This is a genomic window from Novosphingobium sp. GW821-FHT09E05, from assembly GCF_059416165.1.
On the sequence record NZ_JBWKOQ010000005.1, the window covers coordinates 108,316 to 124,310 of the forward strand.

Consider the following 15,995-nt stretch of genomic DNA (forward strand, 5'->3'; position numbering starts at 1 on the left):
GACATGGGCATCGGGATCACATCGCGTAATCGCGTCCGCACGGCGCGGCTGACCAAAGCGCTGCTGGCCGCCTCCTGCACCTTCGCGCTCCTCCCGGTCGCGGCCCTGGCCGACGAGGCCGACGCGGCGCCGGGCAACGAGGAAATCGTCGTCACCGGCCGCGCCTCGACCGGCACCAAGGTCGAGACCGACATCATGGAGCTGCCGCAGTCGGTCAGCGTCATCACCGCGACCGAGATCAAGGACCGCGCGGTCGTCAACTTCCAGGACATCTTCCGCTACAGCGCCGGCGTCTCCACCGAGACCCAGGGCGTCGATACCCGCGGCGACTTCATCACCGCCCGCGGCTTCGACACCGTGCAGTACCTCGACGGCATCAACCGCATGCCCAGCTTCGTCTACGGCGGCCGCATGGAGATCTTCACGCTCGAGCGCGCCGAAGTGGTGCGCGGGCCGTCCTCGGTGCTGTACGGCGCGGGCGGCGCCGGCGGCCTGTTCAACGGCGTGTCGAAGCGCCCGAAGGAAACCTTCGGCGCAGAGGTCAACCTGATCTACGGCACCGACGACACCCACCAGGTCAACCTCGACGTCACCGGCCCGATCACGCAGGGCATCACCGCCCGCTTCGTCGGCGTCGCGCGCGATGGCGAACTGCAGCAGCCGGGGCAGAAGAACGATCGCCTGGTGGCGATGCCGTCCGTCACCTTCAAGCCGGGGCCGGACACCGAGATCTCCGTGCTCGGCCTGTACCAGAAGGACAATCTCGGCAGCCAGACCTACCTGCCGATCAGCAAGACCATCGGCGCCGACAACGATGCCGAACGCATCTCGTCCGACACGTTCCTCGGCGAGCCCGGCTTCAACCACACCGATACCGAGTACAAGGCCGCCAGCCTGCTGATGACCCAGCGCATCGGCGCGAACGTCACCTTCAACAGCAACACCCGCTTCTTCAAGACCGACGTGGACTACGGTGAGGTCTTCGGCCTCGCCAGCTACGCGGACGAGGCGCGCACCCAGATCAACCGCGCCTGGTACATCATGCTGCAGAACAGCAAAGGCGTCGCCACCGACAACCGCGTCGCCATCAAGCTGACCACCGGCCCGGTCGAGCACCAGCTGCTGTTCGGCCTCGACTATACCCTCTTCAAGCAGAGCAGCGACCAGGGATGGAACTACGCGCTCGGCGGGTTCGACATCTACACCCTGCCTTACGGCCAGCAGTTCGAGACCTCCACGTTCTATTCGCCGCGTGCGAAGAACACGCAGCTCGGCTTCTACTTCCAGGACCAGATGCGCCTGTGGGACCGCGTCTCGGTGGTGCTCGGCGGGCGTCATGACAAGGCCACCTCCAAGACCGACGGCCTCGACAATCCCGATAACACCGCCTGGACCTTCCGCGCAGGCGTGATCGGCGACGTCACCGACACCTTCTCGGTCTATGCCAACTATGCGGAATCATTCCTCCCGGTGTTCGGTCAGAGCGTACAGGGCCAGGTCTACGTGCCGCGCACCGGCCGCCAGTACGAGGCGGGCGTGAAGTTCCAGCCGTTCCGCGGCGCGCTGCTCTCCGCCTCGGTGTTCGACATCCGCGAGAAGAACGGCCTGCAGCAGGACCCGAACGACATCCAGAACATCATCCAGTCGGGTGAGGTCAAGTCGCGCGGCGTCGAGCTGGAAGGCAATCTGCGCATACCCGGCGACGTGCAGGTGACCGCCGCCTACACCTACCTCGATGCGCACAACCTCGACGCCGATGGCAGCGACGGCCTGCGGCTTGCAAACCTGCCCAAGCACGCCGCCTCGATCTGGGCGAACAAGAGCTTCGCGCTGACGGACAAGGTCGGCGCCCGCGTCGGCGGCGGCGTGCGCTACACCGGCGAGAAGGTGGACAGCTTCGAGAACTTCACGACGCCGTCCTATACGCTGGTCGATGCGATGTTCGAGGTGACTTACGACAAGTGGTCGCTGGGCATCAACGCCAGCAACATCTTCGACACCACCGTTTACACCAACTGCAACTACGATCCCGCCGGGGTCGAGGGTTACTGCTACGTCGGCAAGGATCGCACGGTCCTGGCGACGTTGCGCCGCAGCTTCTGATAACCCACCAGCCTGGAGGGAGCCGGTTTGCGCCGGCTCCCTCCATTTTTCTGGTCGCATTCGACTTGCCGAGGACCCTGACATGACCCTTCGCCCCGCCATCCGCCGCGCTTTGGCCCCCTTGCTGCTCACCGCATGCGGCGCCGCGTTCGCGGCCGCTCCCATTCCGGCCATGGCGATGGCGGAGGGCATGGCCGACCTCATCATCACCAATGCCCGTGTCTACACCGTCGACGAAACCCGCCCTTGGGCCGAGGCCGTGGCGATCCGCGACGGCCGGATCATCGCGGTGGGCACCGCGAAGGAAGTCGCCGTCCAGAAGGGATCGCAGACCCGCGTGGTGGACCTCAAGGGCAAGCTGCTGCTGCCCTCGTTCGGGGACGCGCACAACCATCCGGTGTTCGGCGGCATGAGCCACGCGCGCTGCGCGCTTCATTCCGGCAAGTCGATCGACGACTACCGCCGCATCATCGCCAAGTGCATCTCCGAGACGCCGGGCACCTCGGTCATCTACGGCGTCGGCTGGGAGGACGGGCTCTTCCCGCCGAACGGCGTGCCCACCAAGGACATCCTCGACGCGCTTTCGACCACGCGACCGCTGATCTTCAAGTCCACCGGCGGCCACAGCCTCTGGGTCAATTCGAAGGCGCTGCAGCTTGCCGGCATCACCAAGGCGACGCGCGACCCGGTGAACGGCAAGATCGACCGTGATCCGAAGACCGGCGAACCCGTCGGCGGGCTGCAGGAAGCGGCGCAGGATCTCGTCGCCAGGATCATGCCCGAGACGACCGCGCAGGATCTGCAGGACGCCATCGCCTATACCGTCCGGCACTTCAATTCGCTGGGCATCACCAGCTGGCATGATGCGGGCATCGAATGGGAGGAGGACGGCTCCAGCGCCGTCATCGATGCCTACAAGGCGGTCGCCGACAAGGGCGCGCTGACCGTCGACGTGGCGATTGACCTCAAGTGGAAGAACGAAAAGGGGCTGGAGCAGCTTCCCGGCCTGCTGAAAGCCTCGCAGCGCGCCCGCGCCCTCGGCCTCACCGCCCGCAGCGTGAAGTTCTACATCGACGGCGTCATCCCGCAGCAGACCGCCTTCATGCTCAAGCCCTATGAAGGGACGCAGGAAGTGGGCGCGCCGCAGATCCCCGGCACCGTGCTGGCGGCGGCGACCACCGCGCTCGACGAGCAGGGGATGCAGTCGCACTACCACACCATCGGCGACGCGGCGGTGCGCGAGGCGCTCGACGCGGTGGCGAGCGCCCGCCGCTCCGACGGCAAGGTCGATACCCGGCCGATGATCTCCCACCTCAATGTGATCGACCCGGCCGACCAGCCGCGCTTCGCCACGCTCGGCGTCACTGCGATCTTCCAGCCGCTGTGGACCTGCAACGAGCCCTACATGGACCTCACCAAGGAGCGCATCGGCGCGGTCCGCTCGCAATACATCTACCCGGTCGGCAGCATCGAGAAGTTTGGCGGCCGCGTCGCCTACGGTGCTGACTGGTCGGTCGCCTCGGCCGATCCGCTGCTGGGCCTCGAGGTCGCCCTGACGCGCGTCGCGCCCGAAGGGAAGCTCGAACCGCTGGGCGCCGGGGAAGCCGTGACGCTGGCGCAGGCGGTCAAGTCCTACACGCTCGACGTCGCCTACGTGAACCACCTGGACCAGGAGACCGGTTCCATCGCTCCGGGCAAGAGCGCCGACCTCGTCGTGCTCGACAAGGATATCTTCAAGCTCGACCCGCGCCGCATCCACGAGACCAAGGTGGTGATGACGATGTTCAAGGGCCGGCCGGTCTACGGCGCGCTGGATACGGTGGCGCGCTGATGGGCGTCTTCTCACCGCGGGACGCGGGCGACGTCGCGCAGTTCGTTCAGGAGGAAGTGCTGGCGCTCGTCACCACGCATGACGAGCAGGGCTACATCGCCACCCCGCTGCCCCTGCTCCCCGAAGTGGACGAGGCAGGGGCGGTGCGCGGCTTCGTCGGCCATTTCGCGCTTTCCAACGGGCACGTCGCGCGGGCTCAGGCTTCGCCCCGGGCGCAGGTGACGTTCCTCGGGCCGCACGGGTACATTTCTCCCGGCATGGTCTCGGCGCCGGGCTGGGGGCCGACCTGGAACTACCGCTTCGCGCAGTTCGAGGTCGAACTGGAATTCGAGCCCGCCCGAGGGCCCGAGGCGATCGTCGAACTGGTCGCCGCCATGGAAGGTGAGGGCGAGGGCGCCTGGACCGTCGCCCGGATGGGCGAGCGCTTCGAAGTGCTGGCAAAGCACGTCATCGCCTTCCGCGCCTCGGTGATGGCCGCGAGCGCCCAGTTCAAGCTCGGCCAGGACGAAACCCCGCAGACGTTCGCCGAGATCGTCGACGCGCTCGGCGCAGCGCCTTTGGCACGGGCGATGTCAGAGCAGCGCAATGGACCGAATTCCGCCATCCCCTGCGCCTGAAACGCGCGGCGCCGCTCGCTATATCGCCAGCAGTTCATGGCGATCCCAGCGGACGAGGTCGTCGCACGTCAGCCGGCGTCGAGCAGTCGCTTGACCTGCGCCACGTAGTCGATGTGGGCGTCAATATCGTTGCCGAGACCCTTGCCCATCGAAGGTACGGCGCCGTGCGTACCGCCGGCATCGCGGAATATCCTGAGGTGATCGGCGGTTTCCTGGGGGTCGCGCGCGAACAGCGCGAGCAGTTCGCGGCCATAGGTGTCCGACGACCTGCCCAGCTGCGCGAGATGGTGCTTGACCCGGTCCCATGCCTCGACCGCGCCCTTGCCGGGCGCGGCGAACACGAAACCGTCGCCTATCCTTGCGCCGCGCTCGTAGGCCGGTTCGGTGTGACCACCCATCCACACCGGGATCTGCCGGCGCGGCCGCGGATTGATGCCGCCGCGATCGATCCTGTCGAAGCGGCCGTCGAACGATACCACCGGCGTGGTCCACAATTTGCGCAGCAGGCCGACCTGCTCCTCGACCCGTTTCGCCCGCGTCTTGAAATTCTGGCCGAGTGCCTCGTATTCGACGTAGTTCCAGCCGATGCCGACACCCAGTCGCAGCCGCTCGCGTGACAGCAGGTCGACGTCCGCCGCCTGCTGCGCTGTCAGCACGGTCTGCCGCTGCGGCAGCACCAGCACGCCGGTCACGAATTCCAGCGTATCGCTGAGCGCCGCCATGAAGCCGAACAGGACGAGGGGATCGTGGAAGCTGTCCTTCTCGGTGTAAGGCCCCGTGAGCCTGGGTTCGCGCCCTTCATGCGGCGTCTTGAGCACATGATCGTAGGCCATGATGTGCGTATAACCGAGTTCTTCCACGGCGCGGACGAACTTGCGGATCGCGTCAGGATCGCCTGCGACTTCCGTCACAGGATAGGACACCCCGATCTTCATTTTGGCCAAACCCTCTCGGTCCCTATGCTGAACGAATCGTTAGCACCGGGCGTTCGCGAGGGTCAAGCAGTCGTCAGTCCGGCCAGATCCAGCGCGAGGGGGATCAGGCTCCCGTGCCGTCCGGCTGGTCGAAGAGCGTCAGCACCCGCTCCAGGACGACCATCGCTTCCTCATAGCCTTCCGATACGCCCAGTGCGCTGTCCTGCGCCCGCGCGCGGCCCAGCGCGGCGACGATGGTGACGATCGCGCCGGGAGGATAGGCGCCGGCGTCGAGCCCCCTCTGTTCCATCAGCGCAGAGACAAGGTCGATCTGGAAGCTGCGGAATTCGCGAGCTGCCGCCACGACCTCGTTGCGGATCGACTCCCTGTGATTGGCCAGGGCCAGCAATTCCGATGTCGTTTTGGCCGCCGCCGGATCGCTGTTGAGGTCCCACAAGGCCCGCAGCGGTTCGCGCGATGTCCCGGCCTGCTCGAGACGCTCGACGCGTTTTGCGGCGTTTCGGCGGATGACTGCCTGGATCAGGTCATCCATCGTCTGGAAATAATAGTAGACCAGCGGCACCTTGAGGCCCGCCTTCTCCGAGACACGGCGCGCGGTGATCGCTGCATAGCCCTCTTCGACAAGAAGATGGGCGGCCGCCTCGACCAGCAGGGCGCGGTTTTTCGCTCCCTCCACACCCATGCGCCGCTGCGTTGCCACCGTCTGATCTCATCCGTTTGAAGCAGTCCACGTCGTAGCGCCCTGTGCACGACATGGAAATGGCGGAGGGTCAGGCTCTTCCTTGGCGCGATACTGATGAACGCTCGTCGCTGCGCTCACCCGCGACGAGCTTCCATGTATCGGCGTCGTCCGCGACGAAAGCGAGGCGCTTCCCCTTGGTCCGGGGAAAGCGCCTCGATCGAGGCTCAGTACTTGATGCGGGCTTCGAGGCCGATCGTGCGCGGGGTCACCACGGTCTGGCCGTAGAAGCGTACCGCAACCCCGTCGTTGACGCCGATGCGCGAGCGGTCGTTACCGACCGAAACCACGGCGTACTTGTCGAAGATGTTGTTCGCGAACAGGCTGACCGAATACCGGTCGGTGTCGTACGACAGCGTCGCGCGGTGCAGGACATAGCCGTCCAGCTTGTCGCCGTAGGCACGGTCCCAGCCGAGGCGGGTGACGATGCTGCCGCGATAGGTGGCCGTCCAGTTGGCCGAAACCATGCCCTCGCCCACTGGCATCGTGTAGGTCGCGCCGAGGCTGCCCGAGTTCTTGGCCGAGTTCGGCAGGCGGTCGCCGGCGAGCGCGTCGAGCTGGACGAAGCGATAGCTGTAGTCGTTCGGCACCTCGCGGATGGTGAGGATGCCGGGCACGTCTTCGGTCAGGTGTGCGTCGTTGTAGGAATACGTACCCTGGATCGACAGTGCCGGGATCGGCTTGAACTGGAACGAAGTTTCGATGCCCTTCGACACCGCCCCGCCACCGTTCACGGTGATCCCGGTCGCGCCGTTCACGGTGGCCGAGGCGACCTGCAGGCCGCTCCACTTGATATGGTAGGCGTCGATGTTGAAGCTCAGCTTGCGATCGAACAGTTGCGCACGGAAGCCGACCTCGATGTTCTTGGTCATGTCCGGGCCGTACTGGAGTTCGTCCGGCAGGGCGCAGATGTTCTGGCCGGGGGGAAGGGGGTTGTCGCAAGGCGCGACCGTGTTCGGGCCGCCGATGCGATAGCCCTTGCTGTATGTGGCGTAGAGCATGAGGTCGGGCGTGAAGTTGTAGGAGGAGTTGAGCTTCCAAACCCAGCCATCCTTGCCGGCCGTTCCGCCCGAAGCCGTCTTGTCATAGGGGCTGAGCGGCTGACCGAGCAACGGCAGGGTCTGGGCTCCGGAGATCGCCGAGGTATACTTGAAATAGCGAGCGCCCCCGGTGACCTGGAACTCGGGCGTGATATTGAACGTGCCTTCGCCGAAGACCGCCTGCTCGGTGACCTTCGATCTGGTGTACGATACGTACTCCAGCTCGTCGGGGTTGGTCGCCAGATCGACCCAGGGGTGGCCGGGGACATGCTCGGCGTAATTGCGATTGGACCGCTGCTCGTTGTAGAAGCCGCCGAGCACCCATTTGAACGGGCCGCCGTGGGTGGAGACGAGGCGCACTTCCTGGTTGACCTGCTTGCGGCGCGAGTGGCTTTCGCTCCAGCTGGAGAACGCCGGGAACAGCTCGTAATCATAGTCGAGGTCGAGCAGAAGGTCGGTGTTGTCCGCCCGCGAGTCCGATTTCACGTCGGTGTAGGCGGTCGTCCACACGAGATCGGCGACATCGAAGACGTTGGCGTTGATTTCCATGCTGACGAGATGCGCACGCCGGTTCATCGGCTCCGCATAGCGGGCGGCGTTCTCGTACTTGCCCGAGCCCAGCACGCCCGCGCTGTTGGCCTGCGACCCTTCGGTCTTCGTACGCTGGAAGGCGTAAGTGAAGATCATCTGGAAATCTTCGTTGGTCTGCAGCAAAAGCTGGTTGCGCGTGGTGAAGGTCTTCTCGAAGTTGAGATCCTTGGCCTTGTGCAGGTTCGCGTCGTAATCCGCGCCGGTCGGGCGGCTGATGCCGTTGGGCTGCGGATCGGACACGCCGGGCTCGTTGAGCAGGAACGGGTAGTCGATGAAGCCCGGGTCGTAGAAGTAGCCGGTCGCCGAACGGAAGGCGACATGGTCCTTCACGATCGGAATGTTGACCATGCCATCGACCTGGTAGCCCAGCTTGGACGCATGCGCCTTGACGTACGTCCGGCCGTGACCCTCAGCCTGGAAGGATTCCGTGTCGGGACGGTTGGGGATGTAGCGGATCGCGCCCGCCAGCGTGCCCAGGCCGTAGAGCGTGCCCTGCGGGCCCAGCAGCGTTTCGACGCGCGAGATGTCGAGCAGCTTGAAGTCGTAGTAGAGCGGAACTTCGCCAAGGTAGATGCCCATGGCGTTGTCGTAGTCGTCGCCATCGGTGCCCGTATCAGAGGCGTTGAGGCCGCGCATGACGATCGTGCCGGTGCCGCGCGGGCCGGTGTCCGAGATCGTCAGGCCGGGCGTGAAGTCGGCGAGATCGCGCACATCGTCGATCCGTTGGCGCTGCAATTCCTCGGCGCCGATCGCCGAAATGTTGATCGGCGTATCCATGATCGTCGTGGCGCGGCGCGTGCCGGTGACGACGATGGCATCACCCTCCTCGGCAGCGGCGCCCGCGTCCTGCGCAATGGCGGGCATGGCGAGTGCGGTGCTGGTAAAGATGGTGGCGGACAGCAGGCCCGTTCTCAGTTTCGCGCGATATGTCATGTGCTTCCCTCATTTTCTGGTTACGGTGACCCGCTCCCGGATCTGGCTCCTGTCGGACCCGGGGGGCGTTGTTTTGAGGACCTCATTCCTGCGCCGGCCATCGCTTGACGGATGTCGTGCCGGCACACTGCTCTCGACGTTCTCAAGATTCCGTCGAGGCGTTCGCTCCCTTGATATCTTGTCTGCCCTGCAGCCGATCAGTTGGCCGAAGGTGTGCCGTACGGGCCGCGCTTCGCCCGGAGTCGGTCGATCGCGGGTTGGAAGGGGAACACGAACTGTTCCCGGATGGATAGCCGCCTGCGTTCGTCCTGTCCGACGATCACCGACTCGCCTTCACGATATGTGCCGAAGATCCGGTCGAGGAGGATCAGCGAGTTGCCGTAGTTGCAGCGGGTGCTCTCGTAGTCCGTCGAATGATGCAGGCTGTGGTGCCGGATCGTCGTGAAGAGGAACGAGTAGAACTTCGGCGGGTCGGAGCGCACGTTCGCGTGGGCGAAGGTGGAGATCACGCCCATGATGTTGAGCGCGCAGAAAATGGCCGGGGTCGAAAGATCGAACAATGCCACGATGCTGAGGCTGATGAGGAACAGTTCGATGGGGTTGCCCACCGCGCCCTTGGCGGCGTTCAGCTGGGTGAGGTGGTGATGCGGGGCATGGGTCAGCCAGAACGGCGTCCAGTTGTGCATCAGGCGATGCATCCAGTACTGGCCGAACTCGATCAGGAAGACGACCAGCGCGACCTGCACGATGAAGGGCAAGTGCATCGCCCATTCGGTGGTGATGCCGAGCGATTTCTTGAACGCCAGCAGGGGATCTTCCGCCAGCTTGGTCGTCACCCAGGAAATCACGGTGGACATGAAGACCACGTAGAACAGGTCCGTGGCGAATTCGCGCCTGTTCATGCGCCAGCCGGAATGGCGTTCGTGGACGAACTCGAGACCGAGCACGACGACCGTGATCAGCGACGAGGTCACGACGAGCGCCCAGGGATGGTCGACCAGGGATTTTGGGCCATAGGCCCAGAAGGCGATGACGATCGCGATGAAGGCCGGCGGCAGCAGATTGAAGACGTTCTGCTTCATGCCGGCGTCGTTTCGGGCACTGGAAGTCGCCCGCTCGTCGCCCGAGAGAACCGTGTTGTAGACTGGCAGTTGTTCCATCGAAAACCCCCATCCAGGTCGGTTGCCCGACCTGTCGTTACAAGATTCTCCCTCCCGGTTTATCGCTCTAACCGGCGACATGACACACGGTATGGATATTACCTTTTGCGTCAAGCGTATTAATTTCGCGCCGATGCGTTTTGCTGAAAATCCTCGAAAATTGCGGATTTGATGGAACAGGGTAACACTATTTTTCGGCAGCAACGCCTGACGCGGACGGATCGCGCTGACTGCGGACGAGCCGTTGCCGAGTCGCCGGGTGCCTGTACCGGAGGGCGTCTCAGGAATACCGGTAAGGGTTCTTGTCGATCGTGGTCGTCCCCCGCGTCTGGTTGCAGAGGAAGACGGTGCCGGTGAAGTAGATGCCCGGCTCGGTGATCGTCTGCGCATGGGCGTAGGCTTCGCGCAGCTGCTGCACCGTCATTTCCACCGGCGCCTCGTCAGGCTGCCAGGTCATGCCATAGGCGTAGTCCTGCCCGTCCCTGCTGATCTCGACATGGCAGCCCATCACATGCGTCACCGGATGGGTGTCGCAGAAGTCGATGAGACGCTTCATGCTGTCGAACCAGGGCTCCCAGAAACTGATGTAGCAGCGGCCCCGGTAGAACATGTCGCCGGTGTAAAGAATCTGCGTGTAGCTGTCGTAATAGGCGAATTCGGAGACGACATGGCCTGGCGAGCCCCAGATCAGGATTTCCCGGCCGCCAAGGTCGAGCGTCACGCGCTCCTCGGGGAAATGGGTCATGCCCCAGAAGCCGACCATCTCCTCGTGGGTGAGGCCCATGTAGCGGGTGTTGGGGCGGTCGGCGAACTGGTTGGTCGCCGCGTAGTGGTCCGCATGCAGGTGGCTGAACGCGACCAGCAGCTCCAGACTGGCAGGGTCGCGGCCGTTGCGCCGGCACCATTCGTCGATGGACTGGTCCACGACGCCGCGCAGGTCCCAGTCATTGCGCAGCTGCACGAAGCCTTCGTCGAGCAGCAGCACGCGGTCGTTGCCGAAATAGAGCGGGGCGAACGGCGCTTCGTAGCTATACGCCTTGTTCTGGCGCAGGATCGCCGTATGCGGGTTGTACCAGTGGACCTGCACGGCGGGATCGGTGTTGTCCATGCATGACGAGGAGCCGCAGATCCAGCGCTTGGGAAAGCTTCCTGCGGCCGGGAGATTGCTCTTAAAGTCGATCGGCGCCGGGCGAACGGCGGCCGAAGCCGCTTCGGAGAGGCTGCTCAGCGCGACGCCCGTCAGCGGGATGGCGGCAGCGGCGGCGTTGTAGCTCAGGAACGTGCGTCTATCCACGACTGGTCTCCTCGTCGTCAGAACGGACGCGGCGGGTTGATGTTGGGCACGCCTTCGGGCCAGACCTGCGTTCGCTGGTCGGGACTGACGCCGTTGAACAGCGCGAAATCGGGACGGATGAGCATTATGTCCCTGCCCTGTACCTCGCGGGCATATTGCAGGGCTTCGCCGATCAGGTCCGGCGTCATTTCCAGTACGCGCTCGTAGGGCTTGTAGGTCGCGAAACGCGGGTAATACTTGCCCGGCACGAACATCATCTCGACATGGCCGCCGAGAATCCACTTCACCGGCCGGCTGGCGGCGAAAGCCTGCAGCCGCTCGAGCGAGGCGACGAAATCCCGGTCGTTGCCGATGTTGATCTTGCCGGGGAACAGCAGGTCGCCGGTTAACAGGAAGTCGCAGTAGGGGTCGTAGAAGACGACGCCGTCCCGGTGCGTGCCCGGTGCCGGGATCACCTCGATCACCCGGTCGCCCAGGTCGATCCTGCCGGTGCCCGATGGCCAGGTGCCGCCAAGGCCGTAGAAGTGCTTCATGGCTTCCAGTGGCTTGGGAACGATGGTGGTATCCGCGCGTCCCACGAACTGCACGAGGCCCTGGTTCTGCGCGATGTCCTCGCCCGATGTCAGCGCTACGGTGAGCGGCACCTTGCCGCGTCCGCGTGCCTTGGCCCAGCGCGCGATGATGGCATCGACCGTCTCGCGCAGGGGATAGTGCCCTGCGGTGGCGGTGGCGCCGGTGTCGATCAGCAGGGCGCCCTTGTTGCCCAGCAGCAGGTAGGTGAACGGGGCCTCCCAGTGCACGCAGACGTTCTGGCGCAGGACGAAGGTGTCCTCGTTGTACTGCACCACCTGGACGCGTGGATCGCGGTTCTTCGCGGCCACGTTGGAGCCATAAGTCCAGCGGAATCCCAGATTGCCGGGCGCGGGGCCTTCGGAGGCATAGTCGTGGACGACCGGCTTTTCCCGGTGCAGCGGCACGGCGCTGTCGGTGTTGCGCACGCCGGGCGGGTTGTACCCGAGAGCGGGGTTGCCATTGGGGTAGGCGCGTCCGGTGGCGGACTGCGGGTTCCCCGACAACACCGGGTTGTAAGCCGAATTCTGCGCCATGGAATGCCCCCACAAGTCGGCTGCAAGCGGCGAAATCATGCCGAATGAAGGACATGTTATCGATATTACCTAATCTAGCAATGGTAATAATTTCGGGTAATCAAGGCGCGCCGGGTCACCGGTCATTGACTGTCATCATGGTTGCGGGTGGTATAAGGGACGCGGCATGGAACCTCTGGCAACGCCGCAGCGAAGGTATTCGAAGGACATGACGATGGTTGAGAGGGGCGCAGCGTGAGCAACGATCCCGGCAGCCTTGCCCGGCTCAGCATGAGCCTTCCGGCCGAACTGTTCCGGCAGCTGGATGCGATGGTCGAGGAGCGGGCCCTGCCTTCGCGCTCGCAGCTCATCGCGGAGCTGATTCGCCATGCTCTCGCGGAGCATGAGGCGCTGACCAGGCCGGAGGAGATGCTCGCTGGCACCATCACGCTGGTCTATCGGGGTGACCGCGGCCGGGTGCGGCACCAGCTCGCCCAGAGCCAGGCCGAGTTCCTGAAGGAAGTGATCTCGTCCCAGCATGTGTTTCTCGAGGACGACCAGTCGCTCGAGGTGCTGCTCGTACAGGGGCCGGCCGCAAGGTTGAAGGACCTGTGCGACAGTCTGCGCGCCATCCGCGGAGTGCATCAGCTGCAGCTTGTCACCACCACCGCATTGCTGCCGCCTCTGCACGAGCAGGACGAAGCGGGGACCGGTGACGCCTCGCGGTCTCGTCGGCAGCGCGCGGCCAGCGAAGTAGCCACTGCCTGACGACGACGGCCGTTTGACGCGGCCCGCTCTGCGAGATGATGCCGCGGTGGGAGGGGTGTGCCTGCGACGGGTGCGTCATCTCGAGAAGTATTACAAAATTCATGTGTCGTAATAATTTTGATGGACAGCCTCGGCAATCGCAGCAATGTTGCAGCGCGAAAGGGGACCGATTCATGATGGCAACGATCCGTAGGACCGCCAGGGCCGCATTGATGGCCGGAGTGCTTCTGACTGCAGCCTGCTCGCAGGCGCCCGGTGATGCGCCGAAGCGTCAGGAATTCAACATCGGCTGGTCGATCTACGCCGGTTGGATGCCCTGGCCCTACGCGCAGCAGGCCGGCATCGTGAAGAAGTGGGCCGACAAGTATGGCATCAAGATCAACGTGGTCCAGGTCAACGATTACGTCGAATCGGTCAACCAGTACACCGCCGGCAAGCTGGACGGCGTGACGGTCGCCAACATGGACGCGCTGACGATCCCCGCCGCGGGTGGCAAGGACACCAGCGCCATCATCGTCGGCGACTATTCCAACGGCAACGACGGCATCCTGATGAAGGGTGCGGGCGACCTGCGCGCCATCAAGGGCCAGCAGATCAATCTCGTCGAACTTTCGGTCTCCCACTACCTGCTGGCGCGCGGCCTGTCCTCGGTCGGGCTCGCCATGAAGGACGTGAAGACGGTCAACACCGGCGACGCCGACATCGTCGGCGCTTTCGCCAGCCCCGACGTCAAGGTGGCCGTCGCCTGGAACCCGCAGCTTTCGACCATGAAGGCGCAGGCCGGTGCGAAGGAAGTGTTCAGTTCCGCTAACATCCCGGGCGAGATCCTCGACCTGATGGTGGTCGACACCGCCACGCTCAAGGCCAATCCGAACCTGGGCAAGGCGCTCGCCGGCATCTGGTACGAGACCACGGCGCTGATGATGCGCCAGGACGCGCAGGGCAAGGCGGCGCGCGCGGCCATGGCGAAGCTCTCCGGTGCGACGCCGGAAGACTTCGACAGCCAGCTTACCACCACGTATCTCTACGCCGATCCCAAGGCGGCGGTCGCGGCGACTTCCGCGCCGGCGCTGGTGACGACGATGACGCGCGTGCGCGACTTCAGCTTCGCGCAGGGGCTGTTCAAGGGTGCGACATCGGCCGATGCGGTGGGCATGTCCTTCCCCGGCGGCAAGACGCTCGGAGACGCGCAGCACGTGACGCTGCGCTTCGACGACAGCTACATGAAGCTGGCGGCCGACGGAAAGCTCTGACCGCTTCGAATTCGCTTCATCATAAGGTGGGATGACCGCAATGCGTTGGGTGAATCGTCAAGTCCGGCGAGGGGATCGGCTGCTTCTGGGCGCATTGCCGATCGTGCTTCTGGCGGTGGTCTACATCGTCATGGCCGCGAGCCGCCACGCGGTTAACCCGGCGGACAAGATCCTGCCGCTGCCGGGCACGATGGCGCAGAGCATGGCGGCGCTCATCTTCGTGCCCGACCAGCTCACCGGGCAACTGGTGTTCTGGGCCGATACGCTGGCGAGTCTGCAACGCCTCGGCATCGGCCTCGGCATATCGACGCTGATGGCTATCGTGGTTGGCCTCGCGCTCGGCGTGTTGCCGCCGGTGCGCGCGACGTTCGGTCCGCTTGTCACGGGGATCGCCGTAATCCCGCCGATCGCACTGCTGCCGATCCTGTTCATCGCACTGGGCCTCGGCGAGACCGCGAAGGTTGCTCTCATAGTCATCGGCATCGCCCCGGTCATGATCCGCGACATCGCGGCCCATGTCGTAGCCTTGCCGAGGGAGCAGATCATCAAGGCGCAGACGCTTGGTGCCAGCAGCTGGCAGGTCATGATCCGCGTGGCGCTGCCGCAGGCGATGCCCCGGCTGCTGCAGGCGATGCGCCTGGCGCTCGGGCCGGCCTGGGTGTTCCTGATCTCGGCCGAGGCGATCGCCTCCGACGTGGGCCTCGGATACCGCATCTTCCTCGTCCGCCGTTACCTCTCGATGGACGTCATCCTGCCCTACGTGGCGTGGATCGCCATCCTCGCGATCGTCATGGACGTGACCTTCGCCTTCCTCAGCCGCAAGCTGTTCCCCTGGGCGCACGGAGAAAGCCATTGAGCACGCTTCTCAGCTTTCGCGACGTCTGGGTCGAGTACGGCGACAGCATCATCATCGAGAAACTCAACCTCGATATCGAGGCCGGTTCGTTCGTCTCGATCGTCGGACCGTCCGGTGCGGGCAAGAGCAGCTTCCTGCGGCTCATCCTCGGGCAGGAGGCGCCGTCACGCGGCTCCATCCTGCTCGACGGAACGCCGCTGGCGCCCGAATGCGGACCGGATCGCGGCGTCGTGTTCCAGCGCTACTCGGTGTTCCCGCACCTCTCGGCGCTGCGCAACACGATCCTCGGCATGGAGTGCGCGCAGGCGCCGCTCTCGGCACGCCTGTTCGGTGCGGCTCGCCGCGCGGCTCAGGAAGAAGCCACCGCGATGCTGAATGCGGTAGGCCTGGGCCACAGTCTCGACCTTTATCCCGCGCAGATGTCGGGCGGGATGCAGCAGCGGCTGGCGATCGCCCAGGCGCTCGTCAAGCGGCCGCGCGTCCTCCTTCTCGACGAACCGTTCGGGGCGCTCGATCCGGGCATCCGCGCGGACATGCACCTCCTGATCCGCAATCTCTGGCGCGAATATGCGCTGACGATCGTGATGGTGACGCACGACATCCGAGAAGCCTTCACGCTCGGAACCCGGGTGCTGGCGCTCGACAAGCGCCGCCACGATCCGCAGGCGCCGCACCGTTTCGGCGCCACGGCGGTCTACGATATTCCTCTGCGCAATGGCGATGAAGCTGCTCCTGTAAATAACGACGATATTACTGTTGACGTAATTCGTAATAATTGAAAAGAGAGTGG

General features: G+C 64.7%; 13 protein-coding genes. 7 read left to right on the forward strand and 6 right to left on the reverse strand.

Going from position 1 to position 15,995, the window contains the following annotated elements; all coding sequences use genetic code 11:
- Nucleotides 1–3 precede the first annotated feature (3 nt).
- The 3 genes from AC07M9_RS17980 to AC07M9_RS17990 all read left to right on the forward strand — a co-directional run bounded on the left by AC07M9_RS17980 (nt 4) and on the right by AC07M9_RS17990 (nt 4,551).
- Entirely contained in the window at nt 4–2,103 is a 2,100-nt protein-coding gene (locus AC07M9_RS17980) for a TonB-dependent siderophore receptor (RefSeq protein WP_494885620.1), read from the forward strand.
- 82 nt (nt 2,104–2,185) lie between these two features.
- Nucleotides 2,186–3,934: an amidohydrolase gene (locus tag AC07M9_RS17985; protein ID WP_494885622.1), complete on the forward strand. Its 1,749-nt coding sequence runs from the start codon at nt 2,186–2,188 to the stop codon at nt 3,932–3,934.
- On the forward strand, nt 3,934–4,551 hold the full coding sequence (locus AC07M9_RS17990; RefSeq protein WP_494885624.1) for an FMN-binding negative transcriptional regulator: 618 nt from the start codon (nt 3,934–3,936) through the stop codon (nt 4,549–4,551). The genes AC07M9_RS17985 and AC07M9_RS17990 overlap by 1 nt, the downstream gene beginning before the upstream one ends.
- 68 nt (nt 4,552–4,619) lie before the next feature.
- Here the strand turns inward: AC07M9_RS17990 and AC07M9_RS17995 are convergent, their stop codons facing one another.
- From AC07M9_RS17995 to AC07M9_RS18020, 6 genes are all read right to left on the reverse strand, one after another.
- Nucleotides 4,620–5,486: an LLM class F420-dependent oxidoreductase gene (locus AC07M9_RS17995; RefSeq protein ID WP_494885626.1), complete on the reverse strand. Its 867-nt coding sequence runs from the start codon at nt 5,484–5,486 to the stop codon at nt 4,620–4,622.
- 103 nt (nt 5,487–5,589) lie between these two features.
- Nucleotides 5,590–6,186, reverse strand: coding sequence for a TetR/AcrR family transcriptional regulator (locus AC07M9_RS18000; RefSeq protein WP_494885628.1), 597 nt, complete (start codon nt 6,184–6,186; stop codon nt 5,590–5,592).
- Between the two features lie 206 nt (nt 6,187–6,392).
- Nucleotides 6,393–8,789, reverse strand: a complete 2,397-nt coding sequence (locus tag AC07M9_RS18005) for a TonB-dependent receptor (protein ID WP_494885629.1) — start codon at nt 8,787–8,789, stop codon at nt 6,393–6,395.
- 197 nt (nt 8,790–8,986) lie between these two features.
- Nucleotides 8,987–9,871: a sterol desaturase family protein gene (locus AC07M9_RS18010; RefSeq protein WP_494885761.1), complete on the reverse strand. Its 885-nt coding sequence runs from the start codon at nt 9,869–9,871 to the stop codon at nt 8,987–8,989.
- A 358-nt stretch (nt 9,872–10,229) separates the two neighbouring features.
- A complete protein-coding gene (locus AC07M9_RS18015; RefSeq protein ID WP_494885630.1) occupies nt 10,230–11,243 on the reverse strand; it encodes an MBL fold metallo-hydrolase in 1,014 nt (337 codons plus the stop codon).
- Nucleotides 11,244–11,260: 17 nt separating this feature from the next.
- On the reverse strand, nt 11,261–12,349 hold the full coding sequence (locus AC07M9_RS18020; protein ID WP_494885632.1) for an MBL fold metallo-hydrolase: 1,089 nt from the start codon (nt 12,347–12,349) through the stop codon (nt 11,261–11,263).
- A gap of 270 nt (nt 12,350–12,619) precedes the next feature.
- Here AC07M9_RS18020 and AC07M9_RS18025 point away from each other — a divergent pair, with 270 nt between their 5' ends.
- The 4 genes from AC07M9_RS18025 (at nt 12,620) to AC07M9_RS18040 (ending at nt 15,984) form a co-directional block, all read left to right on the forward strand.
- Nucleotides 12,620–13,096 carry a CopG family ribbon-helix-helix protein gene (locus AC07M9_RS18025; RefSeq protein ID WP_494885763.1) on the forward strand — a complete coding sequence of 159 codons (477 nt, stop codon included), beginning with the start codon at nt 12,620–12,622 and terminating at the stop codon, nt 13,094–13,096.
- A 173-nt stretch (nt 13,097–13,269) separates the two neighbouring features.
- Complete coding sequence (locus AC07M9_RS18030; RefSeq protein WP_494885633.1) at nt 13,270–14,349, forward strand: putative urea ABC transporter substrate-binding protein; 1,080 nt, start codon at nt 13,270–13,272, stop codon at nt 14,347–14,349.
- A 40-nt stretch (nt 14,350–14,389) separates the two neighbouring features.
- Entirely contained in the window at nt 14,390–15,205 is an 816-nt protein-coding gene (locus tag AC07M9_RS18035) for an ABC transporter permease (protein WP_494885635.1), read from the forward strand.
- A complete protein-coding gene (locus tag AC07M9_RS18040; RefSeq protein WP_494885637.1) occupies nt 15,202–15,984 on the forward strand; it encodes an ATP-binding cassette domain-containing protein in 783 nt (260 codons plus the stop codon). Before AC07M9_RS18035 ends, AC07M9_RS18040 begins: the two co-directional genes overlap by 4 nt.
- Nucleotides 15,985–15,995: the final 11 nt, after the last annotated feature.